The 26,698-nt window shown below is 66.6% G+C and carries 22 protein-coding genes, 2 pseudogenes and 1 riboswitch; of the genes and pseudogenes, 9 read left to right on the forward strand and 15 right to left on the reverse strand.

The window, feature by feature from the left end:
• The first annotated feature begins 1 nt into the window (after position 1).
• Complete coding sequence (locus ACX5I6_RS00815; RefSeq protein ID WP_461839134.1) at positions 2-1,648, forward strand: DNA repair helicase XPB; 1,647 nt, start codon at positions 2-4, stop codon at positions 1,646-1,648.
• Between the two features lie 21 nt (positions 1,649-1,669).
• Here ACX5I6_RS00815 and ACX5I6_RS00820 read toward each other — a convergent pair whose 3' ends face one another.
• Positions 1,670-2,539: an FHA domain-containing protein gene (locus tag ACX5I6_RS00820; protein ID WP_461839135.1), complete on the reverse strand. Its 870-nt coding sequence runs from the start codon at positions 2,537-2,539 to the stop codon at positions 1,670-1,672.
• Positions 2,540-2,544: 5 nt separating this feature from the next.
• The gene (locus tag ACX5I6_RS00825; RefSeq protein ID WP_026264693.1) at positions 2,545-2,802 is read right to left on the reverse strand and encodes a hypothetical protein; all 258 of its coding nucleotides are present in this window, start codon (positions 2,800-2,802) and stop codon (positions 2,545-2,547) included.
• Positions 2,803-2,967: 165 nt separating this feature from the next.
• On the opposite strand from ACX5I6_RS00825, the gene ACX5I6_RS00830 reads away from it, so the two are divergent.
• From ACX5I6_RS00830 to ACX5I6_RS00845, 4 genes are all read left to right on the forward strand, one after another.
• Positions 2,968-3,468 carry a DUF427 domain-containing protein gene (locus tag ACX5I6_RS00830; RefSeq protein ID WP_461839136.1) on the forward strand — a complete coding sequence of 167 codons (501 nt, stop codon included), beginning with the start codon at positions 2,968-2,970 and terminating at the stop codon, positions 3,466-3,468.
• 73 nt (positions 3,469-3,541) lie between these two features.
• Complete coding sequence (locus ACX5I6_RS00835; protein ID WP_018762141.1) at positions 3,542-4,252, forward strand: response regulator transcription factor; 711 nt, start codon at positions 3,542-3,544, stop codon at positions 4,250-4,252.
• 2 nt (positions 4,253-4,254) lie between these two features.
• Complete coding sequence (locus ACX5I6_RS00840) at positions 4,255-5,769, forward strand: sensor histidine kinase (protein ID WP_461839137.1); 1,515 nt, start codon at positions 4,255-4,257, stop codon at positions 5,767-5,769.
• Positions 5,770-5,871: 102 nt separating this feature from the next.
• Positions 5,872-6,159 carry a WXG100 family type VII secretion target gene (locus ACX5I6_RS00845; RefSeq protein ID WP_461839138.1) on the forward strand — a complete coding sequence of 96 codons (288 nt, stop codon included), beginning with the start codon at positions 5,872-5,874 and terminating at the stop codon, positions 6,157-6,159.
• 4 nt (positions 6,160-6,163) lie between these two features.
• On the opposite strand, the gene ACX5I6_RS00850 is transcribed toward ACX5I6_RS00845, so the two are convergent.
• On the reverse strand, positions 6,164-7,276 hold the full coding sequence (locus ACX5I6_RS00850; RefSeq protein WP_461839139.1) for an RNase H family protein: 1,113 nt from the start codon (positions 7,274-7,276) through the stop codon (positions 6,164-6,166).
• 271 nt (positions 7,277-7,547) lie between these two features.
• Between ACX5I6_RS00850 and ACX5I6_RS00855 the strand changes: the two are divergent.
• Positions 7,548-8,857 (forward strand): annotated as a pseudogene (locus ACX5I6_RS00855) (ABC transporter substrate-binding protein).
• Positions 8,858-8,938: 81 nt separating this feature from the next.
• On the opposite strand, the pseudogene groL reads toward ACX5I6_RS00855, so the two are convergent.
• From groL to ACX5I6_RS00880, 5 genes and pseudogenes are all read right to left on the reverse strand, one after another.
• A pseudogene (groL, locus tag ACX5I6_RS00860) lies at positions 8,939-10,574 on the reverse strand (chaperonin GroEL).
• Positions 10,575-10,863: 289 nt separating this feature from the next.
• A complete protein-coding gene (locus tag ACX5I6_RS00865; RefSeq protein ID WP_461839140.1) occupies positions 10,864-12,120 on the reverse strand; it encodes an ABC transporter substrate-binding protein in 1,257 nt (418 codons plus the stop codon).
• A 5-nt stretch (positions 12,121-12,125) separates the two neighbouring features.
• Positions 12,126-12,332 (reverse strand): cold-shock protein, encoded by a 207-nt coding sequence (locus ACX5I6_RS00870; RefSeq protein WP_123059240.1) that lies wholly within the window; start codon positions 12,330-12,332, stop codon positions 12,126-12,128.
• Positions 12,333-12,494: 162 nt separating this feature from the next.
• Positions 12,495-13,124, reverse strand: coding sequence for a LytR C-terminal domain-containing protein (locus tag ACX5I6_RS00875; RefSeq protein WP_461839141.1), 630 nt, complete (start codon positions 13,122-13,124; stop codon positions 12,495-12,497).
• 51 nt (positions 13,125-13,175) lie between these two features.
• Complete coding sequence (locus ACX5I6_RS00880) at positions 13,176-13,505, reverse strand: DUF3263 domain-containing protein (protein ID WP_018762132.1); 330 nt, start codon at positions 13,503-13,505, stop codon at positions 13,176-13,178.
• Positions 13,506-13,662: 157 nt separating this feature from the next.
• On the opposite strand from ACX5I6_RS00880, the gene ACX5I6_RS00885 reads away from it, so the two are divergent.
• Together ACX5I6_RS00885 and ACX5I6_RS00890 are read left to right on the forward strand one after the other, a co-directional pair.
• Positions 13,663-14,439: a uracil-DNA glycosylase gene (locus ACX5I6_RS00885; protein ID WP_461839142.1), complete on the forward strand. Its 777-nt coding sequence runs from the start codon at positions 13,663-13,665 to the stop codon at positions 14,437-14,439.
• Positions 14,440-14,448: 9 nt separating this feature from the next.
• Positions 14,449-15,288 carry a siderophore-interacting protein gene (locus ACX5I6_RS00890; RefSeq protein WP_461839143.1) on the forward strand — a complete coding sequence of 280 codons (840 nt, stop codon included), beginning with the start codon at positions 14,449-14,451 and terminating at the stop codon, positions 15,286-15,288.
• Here ACX5I6_RS00890 and ACX5I6_RS00895 read toward each other — a convergent pair.
• From ACX5I6_RS00895 to ACX5I6_RS00905, 3 genes are all read right to left on the reverse strand, one after another.
• The gene (locus tag ACX5I6_RS00895; RefSeq protein WP_285249067.1) at positions 15,285-16,772 is read right to left on the reverse strand and encodes a threonine/serine exporter family protein; all 1,488 of its coding nucleotides are present in this window, start codon (positions 16,770-16,772) and stop codon (positions 15,285-15,287) included. The two genes, ACX5I6_RS00890 and ACX5I6_RS00895, sit on opposite strands and share 4 nt — an antisense overlap.
• Before the next feature lie 34 nt (positions 16,773-16,806).
• Positions 16,807-18,123: a peptidoglycan bridge formation glycyltransferase FemA/FemB family protein gene (locus ACX5I6_RS00900; protein WP_461839144.1), complete on the reverse strand. Its 1,317-nt coding sequence runs from the start codon at positions 18,121-18,123 to the stop codon at positions 16,807-16,809.
• Positions 18,124-18,253: 130 nt separating this feature from the next.
• Complete coding sequence (locus tag ACX5I6_RS00905; protein WP_461839145.1) at positions 18,254-19,387, reverse strand: lipid II:glycine glycyltransferase FemX; 1,134 nt, start codon at positions 19,385-19,387, stop codon at positions 18,254-18,256.
• Positions 19,388-19,508: 121 nt separating this feature from the next.
• Between ACX5I6_RS00905 and ACX5I6_RS00910 the strand changes: the two genes are divergently transcribed.
• Complete coding sequence (locus tag ACX5I6_RS00910; protein ID WP_461839146.1) at positions 19,509-20,051, forward strand: TspO/MBR family protein; 543 nt, start codon at positions 19,509-19,511, stop codon at positions 20,049-20,051.
• 57 nt (positions 20,052-20,108) lie between these two features.
• Here the strand turns inward: ACX5I6_RS00910 and ACX5I6_RS00915 are convergent, their stop codons facing one another.
• The 4 genes from ACX5I6_RS00915 to ACX5I6_RS00930 all read right to left on the reverse strand — a co-directional run bounded on the left by ACX5I6_RS00915 (position 20,109) and on the right by ACX5I6_RS00930 (position 26,630).
• On the reverse strand, positions 20,109-21,548 hold the full coding sequence (locus ACX5I6_RS00915) for an L-serine ammonia-lyase (RefSeq protein ID WP_461839147.1): 1,440 nt from the start codon (positions 21,546-21,548) through the stop codon (positions 20,109-20,111).
• A gap of 70 nt (positions 21,549-21,618) precedes the next feature.
• The gene (gene gcvT, locus ACX5I6_RS00920; RefSeq protein ID WP_461839148.1) at positions 21,619-22,767 is read right to left on the reverse strand and encodes a glycine cleavage system aminomethyltransferase GcvT; all 1,149 of its coding nucleotides are present in this window, start codon (positions 22,765-22,767) and stop codon (positions 21,619-21,621) included.
• Between the two features lie 71 nt (positions 22,768-22,838).
• Positions 22,839-25,697 carry an aminomethyl-transferring glycine dehydrogenase gene (gene gcvP, locus ACX5I6_RS00925; RefSeq protein WP_461839149.1) on the reverse strand — a complete coding sequence of 953 codons (2,859 nt, stop codon included), beginning with the start codon at positions 25,695-25,697 and terminating at the stop codon, positions 22,839-22,841.
• A 189-nt stretch (positions 25,698-25,886) separates the two neighbouring features.
• Positions 25,887-25,983, reverse strand: a riboswitch (glycine riboswitch).
• A 110-nt stretch (positions 25,984-26,093) separates the two neighbouring features.
• Positions 26,094-26,630, reverse strand: coding sequence for a TetR/AcrR family transcriptional regulator (locus ACX5I6_RS00930; RefSeq protein ID WP_461839150.1), 537 nt, complete (start codon positions 26,628-26,630; stop codon positions 26,094-26,096).
• Between the last annotated feature and the right edge of the window lie 68 nt (positions 26,631-26,698).

The raw sequence follows: 26,698 nt of genomic DNA on the forward strand, positions 1-26,698 counted from the left end.
CGTGACCGACGGACCCCTGATCGTCCAAAGCGACAAGACCATCCTCCTCGAAGTGGACCACGAGCTGGCCACCGAAGCGCGGCACGCCATCGCGCCTTTCGCCGAACTGGAACGGGCTCCGGAACACATGCACAGCTACCGGCTGACCCCGTTGGGACTGTGGAACGCACGCGCCGCCGGGCTGGATGCGGAAAAGGTACTGGACGCCCTGCTGAAATACTCGCGTTTCCCGGTCCCGCATTCGCTGCTGGTCGACGTCGCAGAAACCATGTCGCGGTACGGCCGGCTGCGCCTGGAGAAGGACCCGCGCCACGGGCTGGTGATGCGGACCGACGACTACCCCGTGCTCGAGGAAGTCATCAGGGCGAAGAAAATAGCGCCGCTGCTGGGGCCCCGGATCGACGGCGAAACCGTGGTGGTGCACGCATCCCAGCGCGGCCAGCTCAAGCAACTGCTGTTGAAGATCGGCTGGCCGGCCGAGGACCTGGCCGGCTACGTGGACGGCACGCCGCACCTGATTTCGCTCACCGAGGACGGCTGGCAGCTGCGCCCCTACCAGCGCCTGGCCAGCGAAAACTTCTGGGCGGGCGGCAGCGGGGTGGTGGTGTTGCCCTGCGGCGCCGGCAAGACGCTGGTGGGCGCCGCAGCCATGGCCACCGGTTCCACCACCACGCTCATCCTGGTCACCAACACCGTTGCCGCGCGACAGTGGAAGGACGAACTCATCAGGCGCACCTCCCTCACGGAAGAGGAGGTGGGCGAATACTCGGGCGCCATGAAAGAGGTCCGTCCCGTAACCATTGCCACCTACCAGGTGCTCACCACCAAGCGTGGCGGCATCTACCCGCACCTGGAACTGGTGGACGGCCACGACTGGGGGCTGATCATCTACGACGAGGTCCACCTCCTGCCGGCTCCGATCTTCAGGATGACGGCCGACCTCCAGGCCCGCCGCCGCCTTGGGCTGACAGCCACCCTGGTCCGGGAGGACGGGCGCGAAGGCGAGGTATTCAGCCTGATCGGGCCCAAACGCTATGACGCGCCCTGGAAGGACATCGAAGCGCAGGGCTACATCGCACCGGCGGACTGCGTCGAGGTCCGCGTCGACCTGCCGCAGGACGAGCGGGTTGCCTACGCCATGGCCGATGACGCCGACAAGTACCGTTTGTGCGCCACCTCCGAGTCCAAGACGCAGGTGGTGGAGCAGCTGGTGGCACGCCACACCGGCGAGCAGCTGCTGGTGATTGGCCAGTACATTGACCAGCTGGACGAACTCGGCGAGCGCCTCCAGGCACCGGTGATCAAGGGCGACACCTCGGTGAAAGTGCGCCAGAAGCTCTTTGACGCGTTCCGCACCGGTGAGCTGCAGACCCTGGTGGTGTCCAAGGTGGCCAACTTCTCGATCGACCTGCCCGAAGCCTCGGTGGCCATCCAGGTATCGGGCTCGTTCGGTTCCCGCCAGGAGGAGGCCCAGCGGCTGGGGCGCCTGCTGCGGCCCAAAAAGGACGGCCGGGCTGCCAGGTTCTACTCGCTGGTGGCCCGCGACACCCTGGACCAGGAGTTCGCCGCGAAGCGCCAGCGGTTCCTGGCCGAACAGGGGTATGCCTACCGGATCATGGACGCCAAGGACGTGGAAGCTGCCGGCTAGGGTCCGGCAGCCTCCACACCGTCAGCTCACGCCGTACGAGCTGTCGCGTTCCATGGTTCCCGTGCGCGGATCGAACTGCGGCCGCTCGTAAGCCAGTTCCCCACCGCTCCGGCCGCCGTAAGGCCGGCCGTGGTCTGCGAATTCTTCCCGGAAGAACGCAAGGCACCATTGGCCCATCTGCATCCGGGCGCCGGTCCTGAGCAGGGAAGGACCGGAGGTGGCAACGCTACCGCTGACGGTGCCGTGCGGCACCAGGACATACTCGTCCTGCTCGTCGTGCCTGATCTCCGCGTGCAGTCCCTCCAGGCCCTCGAGCCGGATATCGGACTCCGGGCTGCTGCCGATCGTGGTGACCTCGCCCGACAAAGCCACTTCACGCGGGACCTGGCCGGTCCAGGTGGTTGCGTCCTGGACAAAGATGAGCCGCGGCCGGCCGCTCCCCCGGGTGTAGTGGGTGGTGGTGATGCGGCGGGGAATACGCCGGCGCACCGTGGGGAGCAGCGGCAACGGCGTGGTCGGCGGAAGCAGGGGAATGCCCTTTGGCCGGCGCCGTCCCTGCCGGAGGAGCGGCAGGAGGGTTCCGAGCTTCCCGAGTTTGATATGTGGGGACCTGGTGACGAGCCGCTGCGATGCAGGACTTTCCACGGCTCCCAGGCTGATGAGGTTTCCGTCCGGACCGGAAACGTGGACACTGATGCCTTTCCTGGCCAGCACCTCGGCCAGGGGCTTCACTTCGTCCAGGGACGGAAGCCCGCCTCCCGACAACGGGGCCAGGTCCGCGAGGGATACCGTCACCTCCGTGCCGGCGGCCTTGGCACTTCCCCGGGTGACTGCCCCGGACTCATCCGAGAAGGAGAAGTCAAGGTCCACATCCAACCGGTACTCAGCCATGACTTTCAGCCGCGGTTCAGATCGGATCCGGCGGCGTCCTTGTCGCTGGTGGTGACCCGCAGGCTGCCGTTGAGCTTCCAGGTGGCCCTCGGCGCGTCAGGACCAATGTCGCGGGGCACCTCGATGGTCATGTCCACGAACTGGTAGTTGATGGCGGCACCCTTGCCGGTGAGATATGACCACATTTCCTCCGCCAAGTCCGCCCAGTCGCGGATGCTGCGGTCCGTGGATGTGGTGTTTTCAGATGCGCTCAGATCAGTCATGATGGTCAATCCCTTCACATGGGGCAGGAGCGATGGAACCCTGGAATCAACACTGTATTCCCGAGCCCCTGACGGCGAAAGAGATGGAGCGCTGAACGTTCTCACCCTGATTTCGGTTCCCGCCGGCGTGTGCCGCAAGCCGGCGAACGGGTGGACACTGGATGCATGAGCATGCGCATCATTCCCGCCGTCCCCGGGCCCGGCCAGGAATCGGTCTGGGACTATCCCCGCCCGCCACGGATCGAACCCAGTACCGAACACATCAGGATCGTCCTGGGCGGTGAGCTGATCGCCGACACCACCGACTCACTGCGCGTCCTGGAGACCAGCCATCCGCCGGTCTACTACCTGCCGCGGTCGGCGTTCGTGCCTGGGTCACTGGAACCGGCGGCAGGCAGCAGTTTTTGTGAGTTCAAGGGGTCCGCCGAGTACCTGACCGTCCGCGGCGGCGGGGAGGAAGCCGACGGCGCCGCCTGGTCCTATCCCGAACCGTCGTCCGGATTCGAGGCCCTGGCAGGCTGGGTGGCCGTCTACGCGGGCAGGATGGATTACTGCGAGGTGGACGGTGAACGCGTGCTTCCGCAGCCTGGCCGATTCTACGGCGGCTGGATCACCCAGCGGATCGTCGGCCCCTTCAAAGGGGAGCCGGGAACAATGGGCTGGTGAACACAAGCACCTCACCATCATGCTCACAACGAATATCCAGACAACTCCCAGACACTGGGAGCATGATGGGAGCATGAACAAGAACGGTCCCGAAGCCAGGCTGCTCGTCGTCGATGATGAACCCAATATCCGCGAGCTTCTCTCCACGTCCCTCCGGTTCGCAGGCTTTGAAGTTGTCTCCGCAGCCAATGGGCGCGACGCCCTCGCTGCCGCTGACACGCAGGCGCCTGACCTGGCCGTACTGGACGTCATGCTCCCGGATATGGACGGGTTCACCGTTACCCGCCGCCTGCGCGCCGCCGGAAAGCACTTCCCTGTCCTTTTCCTGACAGCGAAGGACGACACGGAAGACAAGGTGACCGGCCTGACCGTTGGCGGCGACGACTACGTCACCAAGCCATTCAGCCTCGATGAGGTGGTGGCCAGGATCCGCGCAGTGCTGCGCCGGACCCAGCCGCTGCTGGATGACGACGCGATCATCCGTGTCGACGACCTTGAGCTCGACGACGACGCCCACGAGGTCCGCCGCGGCGGCACCGTCATCGAACTCTCCCCCACCGAGTTCAAGCTGCTGCGCTACCTCATGCTCAACCCCAACCGGGTCCTGTCCAAGTCCCAGATCCTGGACCACGTGTGGGAGTACAACTTCAACGGCGATGCCTCCATCGTGGAGTCCTACATTTCCTACCTCCGGCGGAAGGTGGACATCGATCCCGAAGCCCCGGCCCTGATCCAGACCAAGCGCGGCGTGGGCTATGTGCTGCGGACGGCTGAAAAGCGCTGACCTTGTTGAAGCGGTGGAAGTCGTCCTCGCTCAGGTCGCAGCTGGTGGCCATGATCATGGCCCTGCTCATCGTGGCCCTGACGGTGACCGGCGCCGTCACCCTCACGTTGCTGCACAGCTACCTCCAGGGCCAGGTGGACGACAAACTCAACGCCGCCGTCGACTCTGCCCGGCAACAGCGCTCGTTCACGCAGCTGCAGGCGCCCAGCCCCATCCCCACCGACTATTCGCTGATGCTCTTCGCCCCGGGCGAGCAGCCCTACACGTTCGGCGGCGACCCGGACGACCACCCGGACATCACGTCCCTCACCGTCGACCAGGCCTTGGCCCGGGGGCTTGCCCCGTTCCAGGTCCGCGGGACGGACGGGCAAAGCTGGCGGGTGGTGGCGGTGACCGTCCAAAACGGCCAAACGACTGCCGTGGTGGTCATCGGGCTGCCCTTGGCGAGCGTCGACGACGTCCTCAAGCACGCCACCTTGGTGGTGACCGGGGTGGGCCTGCTGACGCTGCTGTTGGCCTCCCTCATCGCGAGTTGGACGGTATCGCGCTCGTTCCGGCCCCTGGCGAGAGTGGAGAAGACAGCGGCCGCCATCGCCGCCGGTGACCTCTCCCGCCGCGTTGAGGTGGAGAACCCTGCCACCGAGCTGGGCCGGCTGAGCAGCTCATTGAACGCCATGCTGGCGCACATTGAGACCGCGTTTGCGGCGAGGACCGCGTCCGAGGCCAGGATGCGCCGCTTCGCCGCGGACGCCTCGCATGAACTCCGCACACCGCTGGTGACGATCCGCGGCTTCTCCGAGCTGTACCGCCATGGCGCCCTGTCCACGGACGAGGACGTGGCCACCGCCATGGGCCGGATCGAAAGCGAGGCCAAGCGCATGGGTTCCATGGTTGAGGACCTGCTCCTGCTGGCCCGCCTGGACGAGCAGCGGCCGTTGCAGCAAAAGCCCGTGGACCTGCAGCTGATCGCCCACGACGCCATGGTGGACACCCAGGCCAGCGACCGCTCCAGGACCATCTCGCTGGCGGGCCTTAGCGGCGGCCCGGCCACGCCTGCCCCGGTCCTCGGGGACGAAGCCAAGCTGCGCCAGGTGGTGGGAAACCTCGTGGGCAACGCGCTGCGGTACACCCCGGAAGGCAGCCCCATCGAACTGGCTGTAGGGGTCCGCGGCACGGATGGTGAGGCCCGTTCCGTCATCGAGGTTCGGGACCACGGGCCCGGCATTTCCGAAGAGGACGCGGCCAAGGTCTTCGAACGGTTCTACCGTGCCGATACGTCCCGTACCCGGGAGACGGGCGGCAGCGGCCTGGGCCTGGCCATCGTGGCCGCCATCGTCGGTTCGCACGGCGGTTCAGTGCGGGTGGAGAAGACCGACGGCGGCGGGGCCACGCTGGTAGTCAGCCTGCCGCACCATGACGAAGCACCCGCAGCTGACGCGGTAGATGGGGAGGAAGCGGCGGACGCGGGCGCCGCCCAGCGTGGCGCAGGCAGTGGCAGCTCGGTTATCCACATATAAGGCTCAGGCCATGACTCCCGCCCGCGCGGCTGCCTAGGCTCGTTTCAGCAGCCCGGAACCGCCGGGCCGGAGGCGTCTTCCGCCGTACCGAAAGGCATAGCCATGAGCATCATTTCCGTCGACACCGAGCTACTGCAGCTGAAGTCCGCCAACGTACAGGCAACCGTGGACAGGATCAGTGCTGACGTGCAGGCCATGAAGCGTGGCCTGGACGAGCTGCAGGGCTCGTGGCGCGGCTCGGCGGCCAGCAACTTCCATGCGCTGGTCACCGAGTGGACCATCACCCAAGGCCGGGTGGAGGCGTCGCTGGCGTCCATCAACGCGGCCCTGGCCTCCGCCGCGGCCACGTACGCCCAGGCCGAGCAGGGCAACGCGCAGCGCTTCAGCTGACAGGTCAGGCTTCCGGGGTTCCTTGATGGAACCGCAGCCGCCACCGTTCGCCGTCAAGGACCCACAACGAGCTTCGCAGCGTGCTTCCGGCGCGTGCAAAGCTCCGATACGTCAGCAGGACAACACCGGCACCAATACGCTCAGCGCCCAGAACCTCGATGTCGGTCCGTTCGCCGGGGTCCTCCTCCAGGGCCATCATCATGGCATCCCGGGTCCACACCCTTCCCGAACTGCCGATTTCCATGAAGTCCGGGTGGAGGAGGACTGCGGTCCGGCCGATGTCGCCGCGCACCAGCGGGCCCAACAGCTCACGTTCGAGTTGCTCCACCAGGGCCTCGGGCGCGACCGCACCGGCCTGCTGCGCTGCCTCCGCAACCTCCTGGGCTTCCGTGTCCAACTCGCTGAACAGGTCGAGCTCGTCATAAGCCGACACCGGTTGGGGCATGGCCAGTGGCTTGCTGGTTCCCGCTGCAGGGACTCGTTGACCGGCGGCCGGGCGGGTGTCCGCACGGGTAGGGCCTGCCTCCGGGCGGCCGGCTGCGGCCGCGCGGGCGGGTGCAGGGGCGGGGATGTCGAGGGTGGCCGGCTGGAGGCCACTGCCAGCCTGCGGTTGCGCCTCAAAGCTGTGCCCGGAGGCGCCCGGATGGTGCGCCCCCGGAAATCCCGGACCCGACCGGGCGGCCACGCCCTGCTGGTAGGCGGTTGCCGCGGCCCGGGCGCGTTCATCGGCGGCCTCGTTCAGGCTGTGGCCGGCATGACCCTTGACCCATTCGAAGGTGTATGTCCGGCCTGCCAGTTCGCGGTCAAGTTCCTTCAGCAGTTCAACGTTCAAGACGGGCTTCCCGTCGGCTTTGCGCCATCCCTTGCGCTTCCACCCGGGCATCCATTTGGTAATGGAGTTGATGACGTACTGGCTGTCGCAGAGGATGCGAAGGTCCTCCCCCGGAAGATGCGCGGTGGCCCGCAGGAGATCCAGGACAGCCATCAGCTCCCCCTGGTTGTTGGTCCCGTGGGGCCAGCCACCGGCCCGCCAACAGTTGTCATCCACGTACCAGGCCCAGCCGGCCGGGCCCGGGTTTCCCAAGGCCGAACCGTCAGCCGCTGCAGTAATCGTCACCGGTCCATCCTGCCAGAAGCCAGCGACAATGGGCCGCCACCGCAGCGGCACAGGCCATCTCGGCAGTCCGCCGCACGGTGTACAGCTCCCGCACGTGCCGTGGCCGCCAGCCTGGATATCATCCAGGAAAACGTTTACCGAAACTCTTGACTCACCCCTTCCGCTCGCGAAACAATCGCAGAATCACAATGAGAAAACGCTTTCCCACGCAGTCGGGCTTCCCGCAATGACGTGGGATCGACCCACGGTTACACATCCGGAAGGAACATCAATGACGAGTCCAGTCTTCAGCCGGCGCAGTTTCCAGCTCGGCGCCGCCGCCATGGCGCTCTCCCTGCTGGCAACAGGCTGCGGAGCCGCCGGCGGCTCGGGGACAACGGGCAGGTGACCCTGCGGTTCGCGTGGTGGGGCAACGAGTACCTGAACGCCCAGACCCAAAAGGTCATCGCCGCCTTTGAAGCGTCGCACCCGAACATCAAGATCAAGGCGGAGCCGGGCGAATGGGCCAGCTACTGGGACAAGCTGGCAACGAAGACAGCTGCCAATGATGCCCCGGACGTTATCCAGATGGACCAGAAGTACATCGCCGAATACGGCGGCCGCGGGGCGCTCATGGACCTGTCCAAGCAAAGCGGCATCGACACCTCGAAGCTGGACAAGGAAGCCCTGGCCTCCGGCCAGTATGGCGGCGCCCAGTATGGTCTCAGCACCGGCCAGAATGCCTACGTCATCATGGCCAACACCAAGGTGTTCGACGCTGCAGGCATTCCGCTGCCGGACGACAAGACGTGGACGTGGAAAGACTTCACGGACACCGCAGCCAAGATCAGCGCCGCTGGTGACGGGAAGAGCTACGGCGCCGCCTACGGCAGCAACGAAGCAGACCTGATCATCTGGCTGCGCCAGCACGGACAAGACCTGTACACGGGTGACGGGGGCCTCGGTTTCGAGACGGCGACCGCCGCGTCTTTCTGGGAACGGCTCAAGGACCAGCGCAACTCAAAGGCCAGTCCTCCTGCCACCGTCGCCACCGAGGACGCCGGCGCGGGGCTGGAGGAGAGCCTGTTCGGCACCAACCGGGTGGCCATGGCCTGGTGGTGGACCAACCAGCTGGGGTCCCTGGAGTCCACCACGGGCAGCAGCATCAAGATGCTGCGGGCACCGAGCATCAGCGGCGCATCGGCAAGCAACGGGATGTACTACAAGCCCACCATGTTCTGGTCGGCTTCGTCCCGGTCCAAGCACCCGCAGCAGGCGGCTGAATTCATCGACTACCTCACAAACAGTCCGGAGGCAGGCGGCATCCTGATGACGGACCGCGGCGTGCCCACCAACAGCGCGATCGTCGCGGGCATTACTCCCTCGCTCAAGCCGGCTGACACCACGGTGGTGGGCTTCCTCAAGGACATAGCGCCGGACATCAAGGGCTCGCCACCGGTCCCGCCGGTGGGTGCGGGCAGCGTCCAGAACGTCATCAAGCGCTACACGGATGAAGTACTGTACGACCGCCTGACCCCGCAGGCAGCCGCGGATGCCTTCAAGAAGGAGGTCGAAGGAATGCTGGCTTCCGCCAGGAAGTAGCCCTCGGAACCACAAAATGCGGCCCCCTCCAAACGGAGGGGGCCGCATTTCATGTCAGCGGGACAGGTCCCGGCAGTGGGCTTAGAAGCCGCCCATGCCGCCCATGCCGCCCATGTCGTCTCCACCGGCGGGGGCAGAAGCCTTCTCGGGCTTGTCTGCCACCACGGCTTCGGTGGTGAGGAACAGGCCGGCGATGGACGCCGCGTTCTGCAGGGCAGAGCGGGTGACCTTGACCGGATCGTTCACGCCGGCTGCCAGCAGGTCGACGTACTCGCCGGTGGCTGCGTTCAGGCCGTGGCCTGCGGGCAGGCCGCGGACCTTGTCGACCACCACGCCGGGCTCGAGGCCGGCGTTGAAGGCGATCTGCTTCAGCGGGGCGTCAATGGCAACGCGGACGATGTTGGCGCCCGTTGCTTCGTCGCCGGAGAAGCTGCAGGTTGGCAAATGCCTTGGCACCGGCCTGGATGAGGGCAACACCGCCACCGGCGACGATGCCTTCTTCAACCGCAGCCTTGGCGTTGCGGACGGCGTCCTCGATGCGGTGCTTGCGTTCCTTGAGCTCAACCTCGGTGGCGGCACCGGCCTTGATGACTGCAACGCCGCCGGCCAGCTTGGCCAGGCGTTCCTGCAGCTTCTCGCGGTCGTAGTCGGAGTCCGAGTTCTCGATCTCGGCGCGGATCTGGGATACGCGGCCGGCGATCTGGTCGGCGTCGCCTGCACCCTCGACGATGGTGGTCTCGTCCTTGGTGACAACAACCTTGCGGGCCTGGCCCAGCAGTTCGAGGCCTGCGGTCTCGAGCTTGAGGCCGACTTCCTCGGAGATGACCTGGCCGCCGGTGAGGACGGCGATGTCTGCCAGCTGTGCCTTGCGGCGGTCACCGAAGCCCGGGGCCTTGACGGCGACGGACTTGAAGGTGCCACGGATCTTGTTGACGATCAGGGTGGCCAGGGCCTCGCCCTCGATGTCTTCGGCGATGATCAGCAGCGGCTTGTTGGACTGCATGACCTTTTCGAGGACAGCAACCAGTTCCTTGACGTTGGAGATCTTGGAGTTGACGATCAGGATGTACGGATCCTCGAGGACCGTTTCCTGGCGCTCTGCGTCGGTGACGAAGTACGCGGAGATGTAGCCCTTGTCGAAGCGCATGCCCTCGGTGAGTTCAAGCTCCAGGCCGAAGGTGTTGGACTCCTCGACCGTGATGACGCCTTCCTTGCCGACCTTGTCCAGGGCTTCGGCGATGAGGGCACCAATTTCGTCGTCACCGGCGGAGATGGAGGCGGTGGCCGCGATCTCTTCCTTGGTTTCGATTTCCTTGGCGGAGGCCAGGAGTTCGCGGGTGACAGCTTCAACGGCCTTCTCGATGCCGCGCTTGAGGGACAGCGGGTCGGCGCCGGCGGCAACGTTGCGCAGGCCTTCCTTGACCAGTGCCTGGGCCAGCACGGTCGCCGTCGTGGTGCCGTCGCCGGCGACGTCGTCCGTCTTCTTGGCAACTTCCTTGACCAGCTCTGCGCCGATCTTCTCGTACGGGTCGTCCAGCTCGATCTCCTTGGCGATGGAAACACCATCGTTGGTGATCGTGGGGGCGCCCCACTTCTTTTCGAGGACGACGTTGCGTCCACGCGGGCCGAGGGTGACCTTAACGGCGTCGGCGAGGGTGTTCAGGCCACGCTCAAGGCCGCGGCGTGCCTCTTCATCAAATGCAATGATCTTGGCCATAACGGCAGTAGTCCTTTCGGGACAGTCGTTAAGAATGAACCTTCGCTGCAGTGCCCGCGACGGACGATCCTTCGACAGCGGCCTCTGTATGCCTCCGGCTGGGGATCTCACTGAAGTGAGGTGTTTCTTTCGCTCTTCGACCGGTGCCTTGCGCGGCCGGCCGGAACCGGGCGTTGCTTAGCAGTCGGTACGTCAGAGTGCTAACTCCATAATTAGCACTCCCCCGGTGAGAGTGCAAGCGAAAAGACCCCGGACGGGCAGCTGGCGGGGGTCGCTTCGCCGAGGGCGATCAGCCCGGATGTCCGGCTCTCTCCCGGCCGCTCGGAGTGGGCAGGTTGTCCGGCCCGTAAGTGAACACGGAGAAGGACGCCACGGTGATATCACCGTTCGCGTCGAAGGCAATGGGGCCCGACTCGCCGTCGTAATTGATCTCGGGACCGGCAGCCAGGCCGCCCAGGCACGCCTTGTAGCTCACGCACGGCGCAGCGGCCGTTCCGGCGTCTGGTGCCGCTGTCCCGCCCGATACCGGAATCAGGTTGGCGGCGATCGAGCGGCCTGCGTCGTCCTGCGCGCGGGCCGCTGCCAGCGCGGCCAGGGTCACGGCGTCGTAGGTCTCGGCAGCGTAGGAGACGTCCTTCAGCGACGGGTCCACCGCCAGGAGTTTTTGCTGGAAACCAGCTGAAGGCAGCTGTCCCGGCACCACTGCGCGGGCACCATCCAGGACCTTGGAACCGAGACCGGAGCCGTACCGGGCGAAAGCGCCGTCGCTCATGATGATGCGTGAACCGCCAATGCCGGCATCGTTCAGCGCGCCCAGCGCGCCTTGGGCACCCTCACGGGCTATCAGCACGACGGCGTCCGGCTTGGTTTTGGCGATGGAGCTTGCCGCCGCGGCGGCGTCCCCGGTCGTGAAGCCGGCACCGGGAAGGACGGTAAGCCCGGACTGCTTTGCCGCTTCCGTGACGGCGGCCTGCAGGTCCTTGCCGTAGGTGCCTTCCTGGTACAGCACGCTGACGGTGGCAGCCCCGGCGTCCTTGGCGAGTTTGGCCAACACCGGGCCTTGCGCGACATCGGCCGCCGCGGTGCGGAAGTAGTAGCCGCCGCTGGCCATTCCGGTCAGGCCGGCAGCCGTGTTGGCCGGTGAAATGAGCGGTATGTGCGCACGGGACAGAACATCGACGGCTGCCTCCGCGTGGCTGGAGTCGGTGGGTCCGATGACCACGTCCGCCTTGGCCGCCAGCAGGGCTTTCGCCTGCCCGGCGGTGTCCTGTTCCGGATGTGCGGGCAATAGTTCGACGGGACGGCCCTTGTGTCCTCCGGCCGCGTTCATGTCCTGGACGGCCAGCTTGGCGGCGGCGACCTGTGGCTGGTTCAGGAAGGCACTGTCGCCGGCGTTGTCCAGGACCAGGCCAACCCGGAGGACGCCGTCGCCGGATGCCTCGGCGGATTCCACCCGGGCGTTTCCGCCTGTCCCGGAGCAGGCTGTGCTGCCGAGAACGGCCGCCAGGGAAACGGCGAGGGCAGTGCGGACGGCGGGACGGTGCATCGGCTTCACTCGGCGGGCCGGACGTTTTCCGCCTGCGGGCCCTTGTCCCCCTCGCCGACCTCCAACTGCACCCGTTGGCCTTCCTCGAGGGCCCGGTAGCCTTCGCCCCGGATCGCAGACCAATGGACAAAGATGTCATCGCTGGAGCCGTCAACAGTGATGAAGCCGTAGCCTTTTTCAGCGTTGAACCATTTGACGGTTCCCAGTGCCATGGTGACCAACTCTTTTCCGTTGCGGCCGGGTGGGCCGGTGCTGTTGCGTGCAGCCCCGCGGGCCGTGGCCTGGAATCACTCTAGCCACTGGCCGCCACAGGTCGACGGCTGCGGCATGCCCCGGGCAGGGAACGTTATGCAGGCGTAACTGAGGCCGCCCGGCTACCGGTACCCGGGGCCCAGGACCACTACGAGCGGCACCTGGAACTCGGTGCTGCTGACCACCGTGGGGATGTTCAACAGCGCGGCGAGCTCCTGGGCGCTGGCCAGCTGCTGGGGACCGGCGTAATAGATCACGGAGGATTTCTGCGGCGCACCGGACCAGTTGCCTACCTGTCCGAGCTTCCAGCCGTCAGCCTGGACTGTTCCGCCAATGCGGCTGGCCAGCCCGGCGGTACCGGCCGCGTTGTAGACGGCCACTGGCTGCGTCCGGTCGACGACGGCCTGCCGGGTGGCGGACGGCGTCGGCTCCGGGCTGCTGCTTGGAGACGGCCCGGCAGTGGCCGAGGATTCTGAGGCAGCCGGGGGCGTGGTTGCCTGTGTGGAAGCGGTGGCTCCGGTACCCGCCAAGGCGGTGGATTCCACGCTGGCAGAGGCCTCGGTTGCCGTGGCGTTGAAGCCGAGCTTGGGGAGGAGCAGGAAAGACACCAGCCCGATGGCCAGCGCCGCCACGCCCACTGCGAGGATGGGCCACAGCCGCACCCGGGACGGGGCCGAGGCCGTCCGGTGGACACCTTGTCGCGACGCGGCCTCGGGGACCTTGTCGAATTCATCGCGGGCGTATTTGGTCATGGTGGAAGGACATCCTTGTTGATTGCTGCCAGGGTCCCGGCCTGGGGCGTGCTAAGCGTCGGATCCCAGGCGGCGGGCGGTGCGTGCACGGTGGCGCGACGTACGTAGTCTACGCAATCTCTTGACCAGCATGGGATCGTGGGCCAAGGCATCCTCGCGGTCGATCAGGGCATTGAGGAGCTGGTAGTAGTGGGTTGCGGAGAGGTCGAACAGCTCCCGGATGGCTTGTTCCTTAGCCCCGGCGTACTTCCACCACTGCCGCTCCAGCGCCAGCATCTGCTGTTCGCGCTCGGTGAGGGAGGAGTCACGGAGCAGAAAATCCGCCAGCAGGGAATTCCGTGGATCCTGCTCCGGCAGGTGTTCCCGGGCCGGTTCCGCCACGCCACACTCCTTCGCTGGTTACGGTAAATGTCTTACCCCCATGCTACCGGGCGAATCACAGGAGTGTCATTCGGCCCGGCCGTCTCACAGGAGTGTCATTCGGCCCGGCCGTCGACGCACTTCCCGGCCGGCAGGCGCCTGCTGCAAGAATGGACCGATGTTTGAATCGGATGCGTTGTTCGACCTGCAGCAGGACCCGGCGGACGGCACCAGCTTCAGCGACCTGGCCAAGCTGCCCCTGGCGGAGCTCATGGCGCCGGATTGGGCGTCGGCGCTGCGGGGCGTCGAAGCGAAGCTGCGGTCGGTGCTGGCCTTCCTTGCCGGTGAAGAGGCGGCCGGGCACCAGATCCTGCCGCCGCCGTCGAACGTCCTGCGCGCCTTCCGCCAGCCGCTCGCCGGCGTGAAGGTCCTCATTGTGGGGCAGGACCCCTACCCCACACCGGGGCACGCCGTCGGCCTTTCCTTTTCCGTGGACGCGCGCACGCGCCCGCTCCCCCGCAGCCTTGCCAACATCTACCGAGAACTCGAATCGGACCTGGGCATTCCCCCGCGGGTCCACGGCGACCTGTCCGCCTGGGCGGATCAGGGAGTCCTGCTCCTGAACCGGGTGCTCACCGTCCGGGCAGGGTCCGCGGGCTCCCACCGGGGCAAGGGCTGGGAGGACATTACGACGGCGGCAGTCACGGCCGTGGCCGGACGCCGCGCCGCGGACGGGTCCGGAACGCCCTTGGTCGCCGTCTTGTGGGGCAAGGAGGCGGAGGGGGTAAGGCCCCTCCTGGCCGATGCGCCCGTCGTCGCCAGCGCGCATCCCAGTCCCTTGTCCGCCTCGCGCGGCTTCTTTGGTTCCCGCCCGTTCAGCCGTGTGAATGAGCTGCTGCGGGAACAGGGTGCGCCGGACGTAACCTGGGAGCTCCCGGCGGTGCCCCTGGCTTAGGCTTGCCTGATGAGCACTGTCCCCGCCGCCACCAGCGCTACGAAGAACAACCGCCCCCAGGTCAACCTGACGGTACTGCGTAAAGAGCAGTTGTCCCCGCACATGGTCCGAATCATCGCAGGTGGGGACGGATTCAGGGACTTCGTCAATAACGCCTTCGTGGACCGTTACGTAAAGATCGTGTTCCCGCAGCCCGGCGTGGACTACCCCTCCCCCTTGAATTTGTGGACGGTCCGGGAAACCATGCCGCGCGAGCAGTGGCCGTATACCCGCACCTACACGCTGCGCTGGGTGGATCCCGGGGCCAAGGAGCTCGCCATCGACTTCGTGGTCCATGGCGACGAAGGCCTGGCCGGTCCGTGGGCGGCTAACGCCCGGCCCGGCGAAACGCTCACGTTCACCGGCCCCGGCGGTGCGTACAACCCCAATCCCGAGGCTGACTGGTATCTGTTCGCCGGTGATGAGGCGGCGCTGCCGGCCATTGCCGCGTCCATCGAGGCGCTTCCTCCCACCGCGGTGGGGCTGGCCTTCCTGGAAGTCGGCGCCGAGGCCGACATCCAGCCCCTGAACTCTCCGGCCGGGCTCGAGGTCCGGTGGCTGGTCCGCGGCGATGTCCCGGCAGGCTCCAGCACGGCGCTGGTGGATGCCGTGGCGGGAGCGGAGTGGCCGGCCGGCACGGTGGATGTCTTTGCCCACGGCGAGCGGGGTTACATGAAGTCCCTGCGCGAGGTCTTCTTCAAGCAGCGCGGCCTGGAGCGGCGCCAGGTGTCATTGTCCGGGTACTGGGCGCAGGGCCGCGTGGAGGACGTGTTCCAGGCAGAGAAAAAGTTGCCGGTAGGGCAAATCTAGCGCCGCCGGGCGCGGCGGCGCTCGTTGCTCGCCAGGCTCCGGGTCAACGGCCTGGCCAGCACGTCGCCCAGGACGATCCCGCCGGCCGTTCCCAGCACGATGGCGCCGGCGCTGAGCATACCGCCTGCGCCGTTCAGGATTTCCGATTCCTCGACCGTGAGCACATACATGGACCGGAAGATGGTGAGCCCCGGCAGCAGGATCAGCGCCGCGGGCACAGCCACCACCAGCTGCGGCGCGCCCATCCGCAGTGCCACCACCCGCGCCAGGAGCCCGATGACAACGGCCGCCAGCGCCGGCGCGAAGCGGTCCCCGATCCCCAGCAGTCCGCCGCCCAGCAGCACCAGGTAGCCTGCAACGCCCACTCCCGCCGTTGGCAGCAGGAGCTGCCAGGTGGTTTGCTCGGTGATGCCGATGGCCATTACAGCGGCGGCCACGAACAGGACGAGGACCCACAAATCGTAGGCGGGCGGGAAGGTCTGCGTGACGTCGATCCGCTGCAACCCGGTCAGCTCCCCCACCACGAACGCCACGGCGATACCGGCCACGATCGCACCGAAGGTCAGCAGGGTTGACAGGAACCGGCCCGCGGCGGTGACCGGGAAGCCGTTGATGGCGTCCTGCACGGACGAGACCAGCCGTCCGGTGGGCAGCAGCAGCAGGATGCCGCCCACCACCACGATCGACGGTGATGCGGTGAGCCCGAACTGCCAGAGCAGCAAGGCAAGGATGGTGACGACGAACGAGCAGCTGGCCGTGGTGAAGAAGTCCGGGACCCGCCAGCGGCCCAGTTGCCGGGCCAGCAGGCTGATCCCGATGTTGGCGACGAACGCGATGGCGGAGGACACCACACCGCCGCCCAGCACACCGACGAACACCGCGGCGAAGACACCGAATGCAGCGGTGACCATCCAGCGCGGATACGGTTTGGGGCTGGTGATGGCCTCGTTGAGCCGGCGGATGGCTTCCTCGCGGCCCACGCCGCCGGCCACGATGTCCGTGACCAACTGGTGGACCTTGGCCAGGCCCGCATAGTTGTTGGTCCAGGACCGCACCACCCGCAGCAGGGCGATGGGCGTCTGGTCCTTGGGGGCGTAATTGATGCCCACGGACTGGTTGGTGATGTCCACCTCGATGTTCTTCAGGCCCAGGGCGGCAGTGACGGCGATGATGCTGGTCTCCACCTCCAGGGCACCCGCCCCGTAGCGGAACATGGTCTCTGCCAGGTGGAGCGCGAAGTCCAGGGTCTTGCGGGCCGATGTGTCAACACCGCCCACCTGGATGGTGGGGTTGGCGTAGGGGCTGCCCGCCAGGCGGTCCACGATGCTCAAGGGGGCGGTGGGCGGGTTCTCGCCCTGCACCAGGCGTCGCAGCATCCTCCGGGCGGCTGCGTCCTGCCGCATCTGGGCAGGGGTCAGCGGCTCAGTCTTGGGCAAGCCGTCAGTCTTCGGCCTGGACCCTGGCCGTTCGTGCCGGTCAGTCATGCCCGGTTCCTCCCTCTGCGCGGTGTGTGGACGGTCAGGCTGCGCGCTTCAGCGGCAGCTTGCCAAGCAATGAGCGGGCCGCGGCGGCGGCTGATCTGGCCAGCCGGTTGGCGTGGAAGACCACGGGCCGTACGGGCATGGTGAAGTCGCCCACCAGCTGGACCACTTCGCCGCCGAATCCCTTCTTGAATTCGTAGCCGCCGTGCCCCTCCTCGTCCTGGCCGGAGATGCCGAACGTGCCGTAGAAGTTGTACCTCGGGTACTCCTTTTCCAGGGCGTGCAGCATCATGCCCCAGTACAGTGAGGTGGCCCCGTTGAAGTAGATGTAGTCCTGGACGGTGCCGCCGATCACGCACACCACCTCATCGCCGTAGCAGACGAAGTGGATGGCTGCCACGGTGGCGGTCCCCACCGAATCCGGGAACCGTTCGATGTCCTTGAGGCTCCGCTCGTAGCTGTCCACCAGGTCCTGGACCACTTTGAGCCGGTTGGCCTTCTTCTTGCTGCCCGTTTCGTCCACCTCACGCCGGAGCTCCGCGGCGGTGGCCGACTCCGCCGCGAGGCGCTCGGTGATGGATTTCCGGTACGCGGGGATGTCGATCTTGGCCATCATGAGCTTGGTGAATTGCGCCGAGGTGGTCCGGAGCAGGTGCTCATAATAGGCGCGCTCACGGTAGGTGAATCCCTTTTCGTCCCCGGCCCGGCTCAACGCCCCGTAGAAATCGTCCAGGGTTTCCAGCGTGGCTTGTTCCAGGAAGACACCGTTCTTTTCGGCCTTGCGGATGGCCTTACGGGTCCGGTAGCTGGTGCCCATGATGAGTTCTTCAGCGTCCTGGATTCCCACGAGGCTCTTGATGAACATCCAGTTCACGTTGACGAAGTTCATGTCCAGGCCCTGGTGCCGGAACCCGAGCCGTTCCAAGTCCGCCACGAGCGGGCGGTTGTCCTCGACGTCCGGGTGCTCAGCGCCGTCAGCGTCCCGTGCGATGTACCTGATGTTCGGCGAGATCCGCAGTTCAGCGGCCTTGCGGCCGGCGGCGTGCTTGCGGAGGAGTTCGACGACGCCGCTCACCAGGTTGCGGTCCCCGTAGTCCATGAGGGGTCCCTTGGCGCACTCGCAGATGGTGTAGCCAAACCTGGTGGTCGAGTAGTTGAGTTTGCCGGCGGCGACGAGTTCGCCGCTGCGCCGGACGCCGAAGAGTTCCACCTGCTGGCCCCGGGCGCGCTGGAAACGGGCAAAATCGATGGACTGCAGGAAGCTGTTTTGCGGGTGCTTTACGGCGAAGGCCTCAAACTCGGCGTCGCTGAGCGTGGCGTATTCAAGTCCGGTAGCGGCGGAAACGGGATTCAAGGGGTGACCTTCTTCGGGACTCTTCGCGGCCTGGTGGGCACGCGCTGGGCGGACGGTGTTCGGGGCGGGCTGCACGGGCGTACGGTCCGGCCGTGGGCTGCGGTGGGGTTGGATCCCTTGGAGATGCCGGTCAGTAGAACTGCTGGCCGGTCCGGGCGGTTTCAATCCGGCGGAGGACCTTTTCGCCGCCACTGGTCCAGAGCTTGTGCCGCAGCGGGGACAGGACGTAGTCGTAGCAGCCCACAAAGTCGGTGACGGTCTTGGTGAAGCTGGTCTTGAACATGCCCATCCCGTACAGGTTGTGGGTTTTGTCCTTGATCCGGGCCGCCGGCGGCGTGCCGCAGAAGTCGTATTCGGTGCAGCCGAGTTCCTGCATGCGGCGTATGGCTTCCCACTGCACCAGGTGCGAGTCCCCGTACTGCTTGCGGTTTTGGGTGGACCCGCCGTCCTTGTAGGTTGCCTTGGCACCGTAGTTGATCACGAAGGCTCCGACGCTGGGCCTTCCATCCTCATAGACGAAGAAGAAGTTGCCCTGGCCACGGTTGCAGAATTCGTCCCAGAACTTGGCGTAGTAGTCGTAGCTGCGCAGGGGCATGGAGCCTTTGGCGTTGACGGTGTCTGCCATCAGGTCGTAGAGGGCGCGGTAGGTTTCCGGGCCCTGTTCCCGCCGTACCACCTGGCAGCCCTCGCGCTCGGCGCGCCGGACGGCGTTGCGGGCGCGCGAGGAGATCGCCTTGAACACGTCCTCGGTGCTGCCGGAGATGTCCAGCAGCGCGGTGGAGTCGTTGGACTGGATGTTGGGGGCTTTGACAAGGCCCGCCGCATGGATGTCCTGCTGCGCCCCGGCGGTGTCGATGATGTCCGGTTCCACCTTGATGGTGAAAACGTTCAGTTTCCGGCTGCGGACAAAAGCCGCACAGGCTTCGAGGGCAGCCTTCAGGTCTGTGGCGGCCGTAACATCAGGGCCCTTGATGAGGTACCAGAGCCGTCCGAGGATGGGAAATGACTTTTCCAGGACCAGGTTGTAGCTGGAGCTTCCCGGGGCTTCCAGGACAAGGAAGCGGACTTTCCAGCCGGTCCCGTTCTTGACCGATGCGTAGGCAGCGGACTGCAGCATGTTGCCGCCGTTGGGGTTGGCCGTGACGTGCTTGTCCCAGTTCTCAATTTCCTCGGCTGTGGCAAAACGTGCGGTGAATTCTCGCAAGGGGGCCGTGTCCAATCGGGTTTGTGCGCGGTTTCGGTGGGTCTGGATGCGTGCGGACATGCAGCATCAAGTCTAAAGCCTCAGCCACTGGAGCCCTTCTCCCGGCGCTGCCTGGCATGGCGCCGACCGTCCACGGGGCGGCGCCTTGACGGGGCTGCCCGGGGTCGGCAAGGGTTGGAGGATGAGGCCGGACCGGGACCAGAGCAGCACTTCCGTGGAGCGCGGGCGGCCCTATGGCGCCGGGATCCAAATCGCCGGGCTCGCCGCCTTCCTGGTGGCATCCTTGCTGGTGGCGGCGTTGGGCGGACTGGCGTCGGCCAGCAACGTCAACGGCTGGTATGCGACGGCGGACAAGGCGCCTTGGTCCCCGCCCAACGGCGTGTTTGGCCCGGTCTGGGGAATCCTCTACACGGCGATGGCTGTTGCCGGCTGGCTGGTGTGGCGCAAGCGGACGGAACAGACCCGGAGCGCCCTCACCGCCTACGGGATCCAGTTGCTCCTCAACCTTGCCTGGACCCCTGCGTTCTTCGCCCTCTACCCTGCCCTTGGAACTCTTGCCCTGTGGCTTGGGTTTGGCATCATCCTGGCACTCATTTCCGCCGTTGCGGTCACGGTCCTCTTCTTTGGTCCCATCAGCCGGACCGCCGGGATACTCCTGCTGCCATACATTTCCTGGCTGGTGTTTGCCGCTTCCTTGAACTGGTGGGCCGCCGCCCACAACTAGGAAGCGCCGCCCACAACTAGGAAGCGCCGCCCGGGTTCCGGAAAGCGGCGGCTGTGGTCAGCATTCGACGACGTTGACGGCGAGGCCGCCCATGGCGGTTTCCTTGTATTTGTGGGACATGTCCTTGCCGGTTTCGCGCATGGTGATGATGACTTCATCCAGGGAGACCCGGTGGGTCCCGTCACCCCAGAGCGCCATCTTCGCGGCGTTGATCGCCTTCGCGGCCGCGATCGCGTTCCGTTCGATGCAGGGCACCTGCACCAGCCCGCCGATCGGATCGCAGGTCAGGCCCAGGTTGTGTTCCATCGCGATTTCAGCGGCGTTCTCCACCTGCGCCGGGGTCCCGCCCATGACCTCGGCCAGGCCCGCGGCGGCCATCGAGGACGCGGAACCCACCTCGCCCTGGCAGCCGACCTCGGCCCCGGAGATCGAGGCCTGTTCCTTGTACAGCACCCCCACGGCGGCGGCGGCGAGCAGGAACTTGACCACGACGTCGTCGCGGTCAGCGCCGGTGGCTTTGTCCATGCCGGGAGCGAAATGCAGGGCGTAGAACAACACGGCAGGGATGATCCCGGCCGCCCCGTTCGTCGGGGCGGTGACCACGCGGCCACCGGATGCGTTCTCCTCGTTCACGGCCAGCGCCACCAAGTTAACCCATTCCTGCCAATACCGGGGATCGAACGGGCCCGCGTCCCACGCGGCGTCCTGGTCCGTGTCCTGTCCGTCGGCGCATTCCTTCTTCAACCGCTCAAACCAGTCAGGGGCGCGGCGGCGGACCTTCAAGCCGCCCGGCAACACGCCCTCACGCTTCAGCGAGGCCGCGACGCAGGCTTCCATCACGGACCAGATGTGCAGCAACCCGGCCCGGATCTCCTCCTCGCCGCGGGAGGCTTTTTCGTTCACCAGCATCACGTCGGCGATTCCCAACCCGGTCACTGCGCAATGCTCCAACAGTTCCGCCGCGGTCCGGAACGGCAGCGGAAGCTCCTTCTTGGACTCCTCCAGTTCTTGCCGGGCCGCGTCTTCCTCACCCTCCCGGACGATGAACCCGCCACCGACCGAGAAGAACGTCGCGGCATGCACCACCGCACCGGCAGCATCGGTGACGGTGAACGTCATCCCGTTCGTGTGCCGGGGCAATACCGTCAGGGGCCGCAGCACCATGTCCTTCACCCCATACGGCAGCGGCACGGCGCCGGCGAGGTGCAAGGTCCCCGTCCCGGCAATCGCGGCCAGCCGCTCCTCCACCTCCGACGGGAGGATCAACTCCGGGTGAAACCCCTCCAAGCCCAACAGGATCGCGGTCATCGTCCCGTGCCCATGACCCGTGGCCGCCAACGAGCCATACAAATCCACCCGCAACGACGCCACGTGAGCCAGCGCACCCGAGGCCTTGAGTTCCTCCGCAAAAACGGCAGCAGCGCGCATCGGCCCCACAGTATGAGAGGACGAAGGCCCAATCCCGATCGAAAACAGATCAAAAACGCCAACAGCCATGCGATTGGTTCCTAACTAAAACGGGTGGTGGGGCGGGGTTTCGACAAGCGAAACCACCGGCTGTCCGGCGCTATTTTTGGCGCTTGTAGAACGGGAGGCCGACGACTTCGAAGGGTTCGGCCTTACCGCGCAGGTCGACTTCGAGGGAAGTTCCCGGCGCCGAATGCTCGACGTCGACGTAGGCCATGGCGATCGGGTAGCCCAGGGTGGGCGAAGGCTGGCCGGAGGTGACTTCACCGACGGTGGCGCCGTCTTTCAGGACCGGGTAGTGCGCGCGGCCGGCGCGGCGTCCCCGGCCCGTGAGCCCCACGAGGCGGCGGCCGGAGGTGCTGCCCGCACCGGCCTCCTTCTTGGCTGCAAGCGCGGCCTTCCCGACGAAGTCGCCTTCCTTGGACAGCGCGACGACGGCGCCCAGGCCGGCGGCGAACGGGTCGCCTTCCAGCGAGAGTTCGTTGCCGTAGAGCGGCATTCCCGCTTCGAGGCGGAGGGAGTCGCGGGAGGCGAGCCCTGCGGGGGTGAGCTGGCCCTCGTCGGCTATGGCGATCAGCGCCTGCCAGAGGCCCGGGGCGTCCCCGTTGTCCACGAAGATCTCGAAGCCGTCCTCGCCGGTGTACCCGGTCCGGGCCAGCAGCAGGTCCAGGCCCGCACCGCCCACCAGGAAGGGGACCTCGACGGCGGCGTAGTACTTCAGCTCTGTCACCAGGGAATGCCGCGCTGCCGGAACCAGCCGCAGCAGGATCGATTCTGCTGCCGGGCCTTGGACGGCGATCAGTGACGTGCGGGCTGAGGCGTCCTCCACCTTCACGTCGAACCGTGCGGCACGTTCCTGCAAAGCTGCTGCGACGGTGTCTGCGTTTCCTGCGTTGGGGACCACCAGGAAGACGTCGGTGCCATCCGCTGCTGCCGGCCGGCGGTAGGTGATGAGATCGTCGATGATGCCGCCGTCTTCGTTGCAGATCAGCGAGTACTTGGCCTTGCCCACTGCCATGGCGGAGATCTTGCCCACCAGGGCGTAGTCCAGGAAGGCGGCGGCGTCGGGGCCGGTGACCCAGACTTCTCCCATGTGGGAGAGGTCGAACAGCCCGGCGGCCTGGCGGACGGCGTGGTGCTCGGCCAGTTCGGAGCTGTACTTGAGCGGCATCTGCCAGCCGCCAAAGTCCGTGAAGGAGGCGCCGAGCTTTTTATGCTCGTCGTAGAGCGCGGTGTACTTCTCAGTCATTGAAAGTCCTTTGGGAGCGGTGGTTGAGCCGGCCGAAACCGGGTGCCGGCCGGCTCAACCACCGGAGCGGTCTAGTTCTCGAACTCGGACAGCGGCGGGCAGGAGCAGATGAGGTTGCGGTCGCCGGCGGCGCCGTCGATGCGTCCCACCGGCGGGAAGTATTTGTCCTGCTTGTGGTGGGCCGGGAACGCGGCCTGCTCGCGCGGGTAGGCGCGGTCCCAGTCGGAGCTGACGACGGCGGCAGCCGTGTGGGGTGCGTGGCGCAGGGGTGAGTCGGTGACGGCGAAGTCGCCGTTGGCCACCTGGTCGATTTCCTGGCGGATGGTGATCATGGCTTCGATGAAGCGGTCGATCTCGGCCAGGTCCTCGGACTCGGTGGGTTCCACCATGAGGGTGCCCGCGACGGGGAAGGACAGGGTGGGGGCGTGGAACCCGAAGTCGATCAGCCGTTTGGCCACGTCCTCGGCCGTGACCCCGGTCTTCGCGGTGAGTTCGCGCAGGTCCAGGATGCACTCGTGCGCCACCAGCCCGCCCTCACCGGTGTAGAGGACCGGGAAGTACTCGTTCAGGCGGGACGCGACATAGTTCGCGGCCAGCAGCGCGGACTTGGTGGCCTCGGTCAGGCCCTGCCCGCCCATCAGCTTCACGTACGCCCACGAGATCGGCAGCACCCCGGCCGAACCGAACCGGGACGCCGAAATCGCCACCCCGTGCCCGGGCTCGTGCGCGGCCTTGTTCGCATCGCCGGGCATGAACGGTGCCAGGTGCGCCTTCGCAGCGACCGGGCCCACACCGGGTCCCCCGCCACCGTGCGGGATGCAGAAGGTCTTATGCAGGTTCAGGTGCGAGACGTCCCCGCCGAACCGGCCCGGCTGGGCCAGGCCCACCAGGGCGTTCAGGTTGGCCCCGTCAATGTAGACCTGGCCCCCCGCGGCGTGGACGGCGTCACAGACCTCCCTCACATCCCCGTCGAACACGCCGTGGGTGGAGGGGTAGGTGATCATGATGGCCGACAGGACATCCTTGTTCGCCTCGATCTTGGCCGTCAGGTCCTCGTGGTCGATCGTCCCGTCAGCGGCGGTGGCCACGACCACGACCTTCATGCCGGCGAGGACGGCGGAGGCGGCGTTGGTGCCGTGCGCCGAGGCCGGGATCAGGCAGACGGTGCGCTGCTGCTCGCCCCGGGAGTGGTGGTAGCCGCGGATCGCCAGCAGGCCGGCGAGTTCGCCCTGGGAGCCGGCGTTGGGCTGGATGGAGACCTGGTCATACCCGGTGATCTCGGCAAGGTCCGCTTCCAGGCCGGTGATGAGTTCGCGCCAGCCCTCGGTCTGGGAGTCCGGGGCGAACGGGTGGATCGAGGCGAACTCCGGCCAGGAAATCGCTTCCATCTCGGCGGTGGCGTTCAACTTCATGGTGCACGAACCCAACGGAATCATGGTCCGGTCCAGCGCCAGGTCACGGTCAGAGAGCTTGCGGATATAACGCAACAACTGGGTTTCGGACCGGTGCGTGTTGAACACCGGATGCTGCAGATAGGCCGAGGAACGCACGACGGCGGCCTCAAGACCGAAGCCCTGGCCCTCGCCGTGGACCTCGGCAACCGGGGCGCCGAAGACGTCGGCAACCTGGGCGACGATGGCCGGCGTCGTGGTTTCGTCGAGGGAGATGCCTACGGTGTCGGCGTCGATGCGCCGCAGGTTGATGCCGCGGGCCTCTGCGTCGGAGATCACTGCTGACGCGCGGCCGGCAACGCGGACCGTCAGGGTGTCGAAGAAGGAGGTGTGCAGGACGTCCAGGCCGGCGGCCTTGAGCGCCGCGGCGAGGGTACGGGCGTGGCCATGCGCCGTTTCCGCGATCGCCTTCAACCCCTCCGGGCCGTGGTACACGGCATACATGGACGCAACGATGGCCAGCAGCGCCTGGGCCGTGCAGATATTGGACGTGGCCTTCTCGCGGCGGATGTGCTGCTCGCGGGTCTGCAAAGCCAGACGGTAGGCGGGAACACCGGCGTCGTCCTTTGACACCCCAACCAGGCGGCCGGGCAGGGAACGTTCCAGGCCCTTGCGGACAGCCATGTAGGCGGCGTGCGGGCCGCCGAAGAACAACGGCACGCCAAAACGCTGGGCCGAGCCGACGGCGATGTCCGCGCCCTGTTCGCCCGGAGGGGTGATCAGGGTCAGCGCCAGCAAATCGGCGGCCACCGTCACCAGCGCGCCCCGGTCCTTGGCGGCGGCGATCACGGCGGACTGGTCCCACACGCGGCCGGAGGCGCCGGGCTGCTGCAGCACGACGCCATTGATGTCGCCGTCGGGCAGGCCTTGGGAGAGGTCGGCGACCTCCACCTCGAAGCCGAGCGCCTCGGCGCGGCCCTTGACAATGGCGATGGTCTGCGGGAGCACGTCGATGTCCAGGACGGTCTTGCCGTCCTTGGCCGCCGCGGACTTGTTGGCGCGGCGCATCAGCAGGACGGCCTCCGCCACGGCGGTGGATTCATCCAGCAGCGAGGCGTTGGCGATGGGCAGTCCCACCAGGTCCTGGACCATGGTCTGGAAGTTCAGCAGCGCCTCGAGCCGGCCCTGCGAGATTTCCGGCTGGTACGGGGTGTAGGCGGTGTACCAGGCCGGGGATTCCAGGATGTTGCGGCGGATCACCGGCGGCGTCACGGTGTCGTAATAACCCTGCCCGATCATCTGCACGGCAGTCTTGTTTTTCGCGGCAAGCTTGCGCAGCTCGGCCAGGACCTCCACCTCGCTGAGGGCGTCCTGCAGGCGGAGGGCGGTTTCCTGGCGGATGACCTTGGGGACGGCGGTGTCAACCAGGGAGTCGACAGTGTCGTAGCCAACGGCTTTGAGCATGGTGTCGACGTCGTCCTGGCGGCGCGCGCCGATATGGCGGTCTACGAAGGTGGTGGAGGCTGGGCTAACCGGCACGAAGGAACTCCATTTACTCAGGCGGCGCAGGGTACGCCACAGCGATTCGGGTTCCTCCCCGCTCTGTATTGGACCTGAGAGATTCCGCGGTGCCTGCCTGGCAGGACCCGCTTGCACCGTCGGTGAGCACACCGGCTCCAGACCCCCGATTGGGGGCCATGGGAACCGCCTGCTGCTTTCCAGAGGCGCCTCGCCGCGGCGGTACGGGGGCCTGCGAGATTCCTGGGGAGGATTTGCTCCTACGGCGCCTGCCTGTACACCGGCAGAACTCTCCCGCCGCAGATCAAAGGCTATTCACTTGTTAAACCAGCCATGTGCTGGATCATGCGGGCCGGTGACAGCCCTCACAACATTCAATTGTCCTATGCCGCAACCCTTCACGGCAAATGGCGGAGGCTACCTGCGGAGCCGCTCCAGGGCCGCCAGGAGTTCCTCCACGTCAGCGGCCGCTCCCCCTTGCGGCGCCGGGCCAACGGACAGCATGGCGTTGAAATACAGCCCGTCCCCCATGTAAAGGACCGCCTTGGCCAGTCCGGGCCCGACGTCGGCCGCGATCTCATCCAGCCACCGCTGCTGGATGGCTGCGAAACGGCGCCGGGTTTCCTGGTGCGCTACTTCCGCCAGCCTGGTGGCGGCGACGATGGCCCGATCCAGCGGAGTGTCCGCCCAGACGGAAGAGCGGATGAAGTAGGCGGCCGCCCCCTCGGCGGCCCCGGCCATGGCGTCGGCGTCCTCCTTGGCCAGCCCGTCCAAACGGTCCAGGAGCACTTCGATGAGCGCTTCCTTGTTGGGGAAGTGGTAGAGCAGTCCACCTTTGGACACCCCAGCCTTCCTGGCCACCGCATCCAGCGTGGCCGCCCGCTCCCCCACCTCGATCAGGAGGGTTTCGAAGGCGTCAAGGACCGCGTCTCGGGCTACAGGCTTTCGGGGCATGCTTCCCATCATGCCCTCCGCCGGTGTGGAAACGGGAAACGGCAAAGTTTCAAACTGTACCGTCTGGA

It is taken from the genome of Arthrobacter sp. MMS24-T111 (genome assembly GCF_054888995.1).

Bases quoted from the DNA above. Each gene is read 5' to 3' on its own strand.
- ACX5I6_RS00820 (WP_461839135.1), bottom strand. From the start codon at position 2,539: ATGGCTGAGTACCGGTTGGATGTGGACCTTGACTTCTCCTTCTCGGAT.
- ACX5I6_RS00825 (WP_026264693.1), bottom strand. From the start codon at position 2,802: ATGACTGATCTGAGCGCATCTGAAAACACCACATCCACGGACCGCAGC.
- ACX5I6_RS00830 (WP_461839136.1), top strand. From the start codon at position 2,968: ATGAGCATGCGCATCATTCCCGCCGTCCCCGGGCCCGGCCAGGAATCG.
- ACX5I6_RS00835 (WP_018762141.1), top strand. From the start codon at position 3,542: ATGAACAAGAACGGTCCCGAAGCCAGGCTGCTCGTCGTCGATGATGAA.
- ACX5I6_RS00845 (WP_461839138.1), top strand. From the start codon at position 5,872: ATGAGCATCATTTCCGTCGACACCGAGCTACTGCAGCTGAAGTCCGCC.
- ACX5I6_RS00865 (WP_461839140.1), bottom strand. From the start codon at position 12,120: ATGCACCGTCCCGCCGTCCGCACTGCCCTCGCCGTTTCCCTGGCGGCC.
- ACX5I6_RS00870 (WP_123059240.1), bottom strand. From the start codon at position 12,332: ATGGCACTGGGAACCGTCAAATGGTTCAACGCTGAAAAAGGCTACGGC.
- ACX5I6_RS00875 (WP_461839141.1), bottom strand. From the start codon at position 13,124: ATGACCAAATACGCCCGCGATGAATTCGACAAGGTCCCCGAGGCCGCG.
- ACX5I6_RS00885 (WP_461839142.1), top strand. From the start codon at position 13,663: ATGTTTGAATCGGATGCGTTGTTCGACCTGCAGCAGGACCCGGCGGAC.
- ACX5I6_RS00890 (WP_461839143.1), top strand. From the start codon at position 14,449: ATGAGCACTGTCCCCGCCGCCACCAGCGCTACGAAGAACAACCGCCCC.
- ACX5I6_RS00895 (WP_285249067.1), bottom strand. From the start codon at position 16,772: ATGACTGACCGGCACGAACGGCCAGGGTCCAGGCCGAAGACTGACGGC.
- ACX5I6_RS00905 (WP_461839145.1), bottom strand. From the start codon at position 19,387: ATGTCCGCACGCATCCAGACCCACCGAAACCGCGCACAAACCCGATTG.
- ACX5I6_RS00910 (WP_461839146.1), top strand. From the start codon at position 19,509: ATGAGGCCGGACCGGGACCAGAGCAGCACTTCCGTGGAGCGCGGGCGG.
- ACX5I6_RS00915 (WP_461839147.1), bottom strand. From the start codon at position 21,548: ATGGCTGTTGGCGTTTTTGATCTGTTTTCGATCGGGATTGGGCCTTCG.
- gcvT (WP_461839148.1), bottom strand. From the start codon at position 22,767: ATGACTGAGAAGTACACCGCGCTCTACGACGAGCATAAAAAGCTCGGC.
- ACX5I6_RS00930 (WP_461839150.1), bottom strand. From the start codon at position 26,630: ATGCCCCGAAAGCCTGTAGCCCGAGACGCGGTCCTTGACGCCTTCGAA.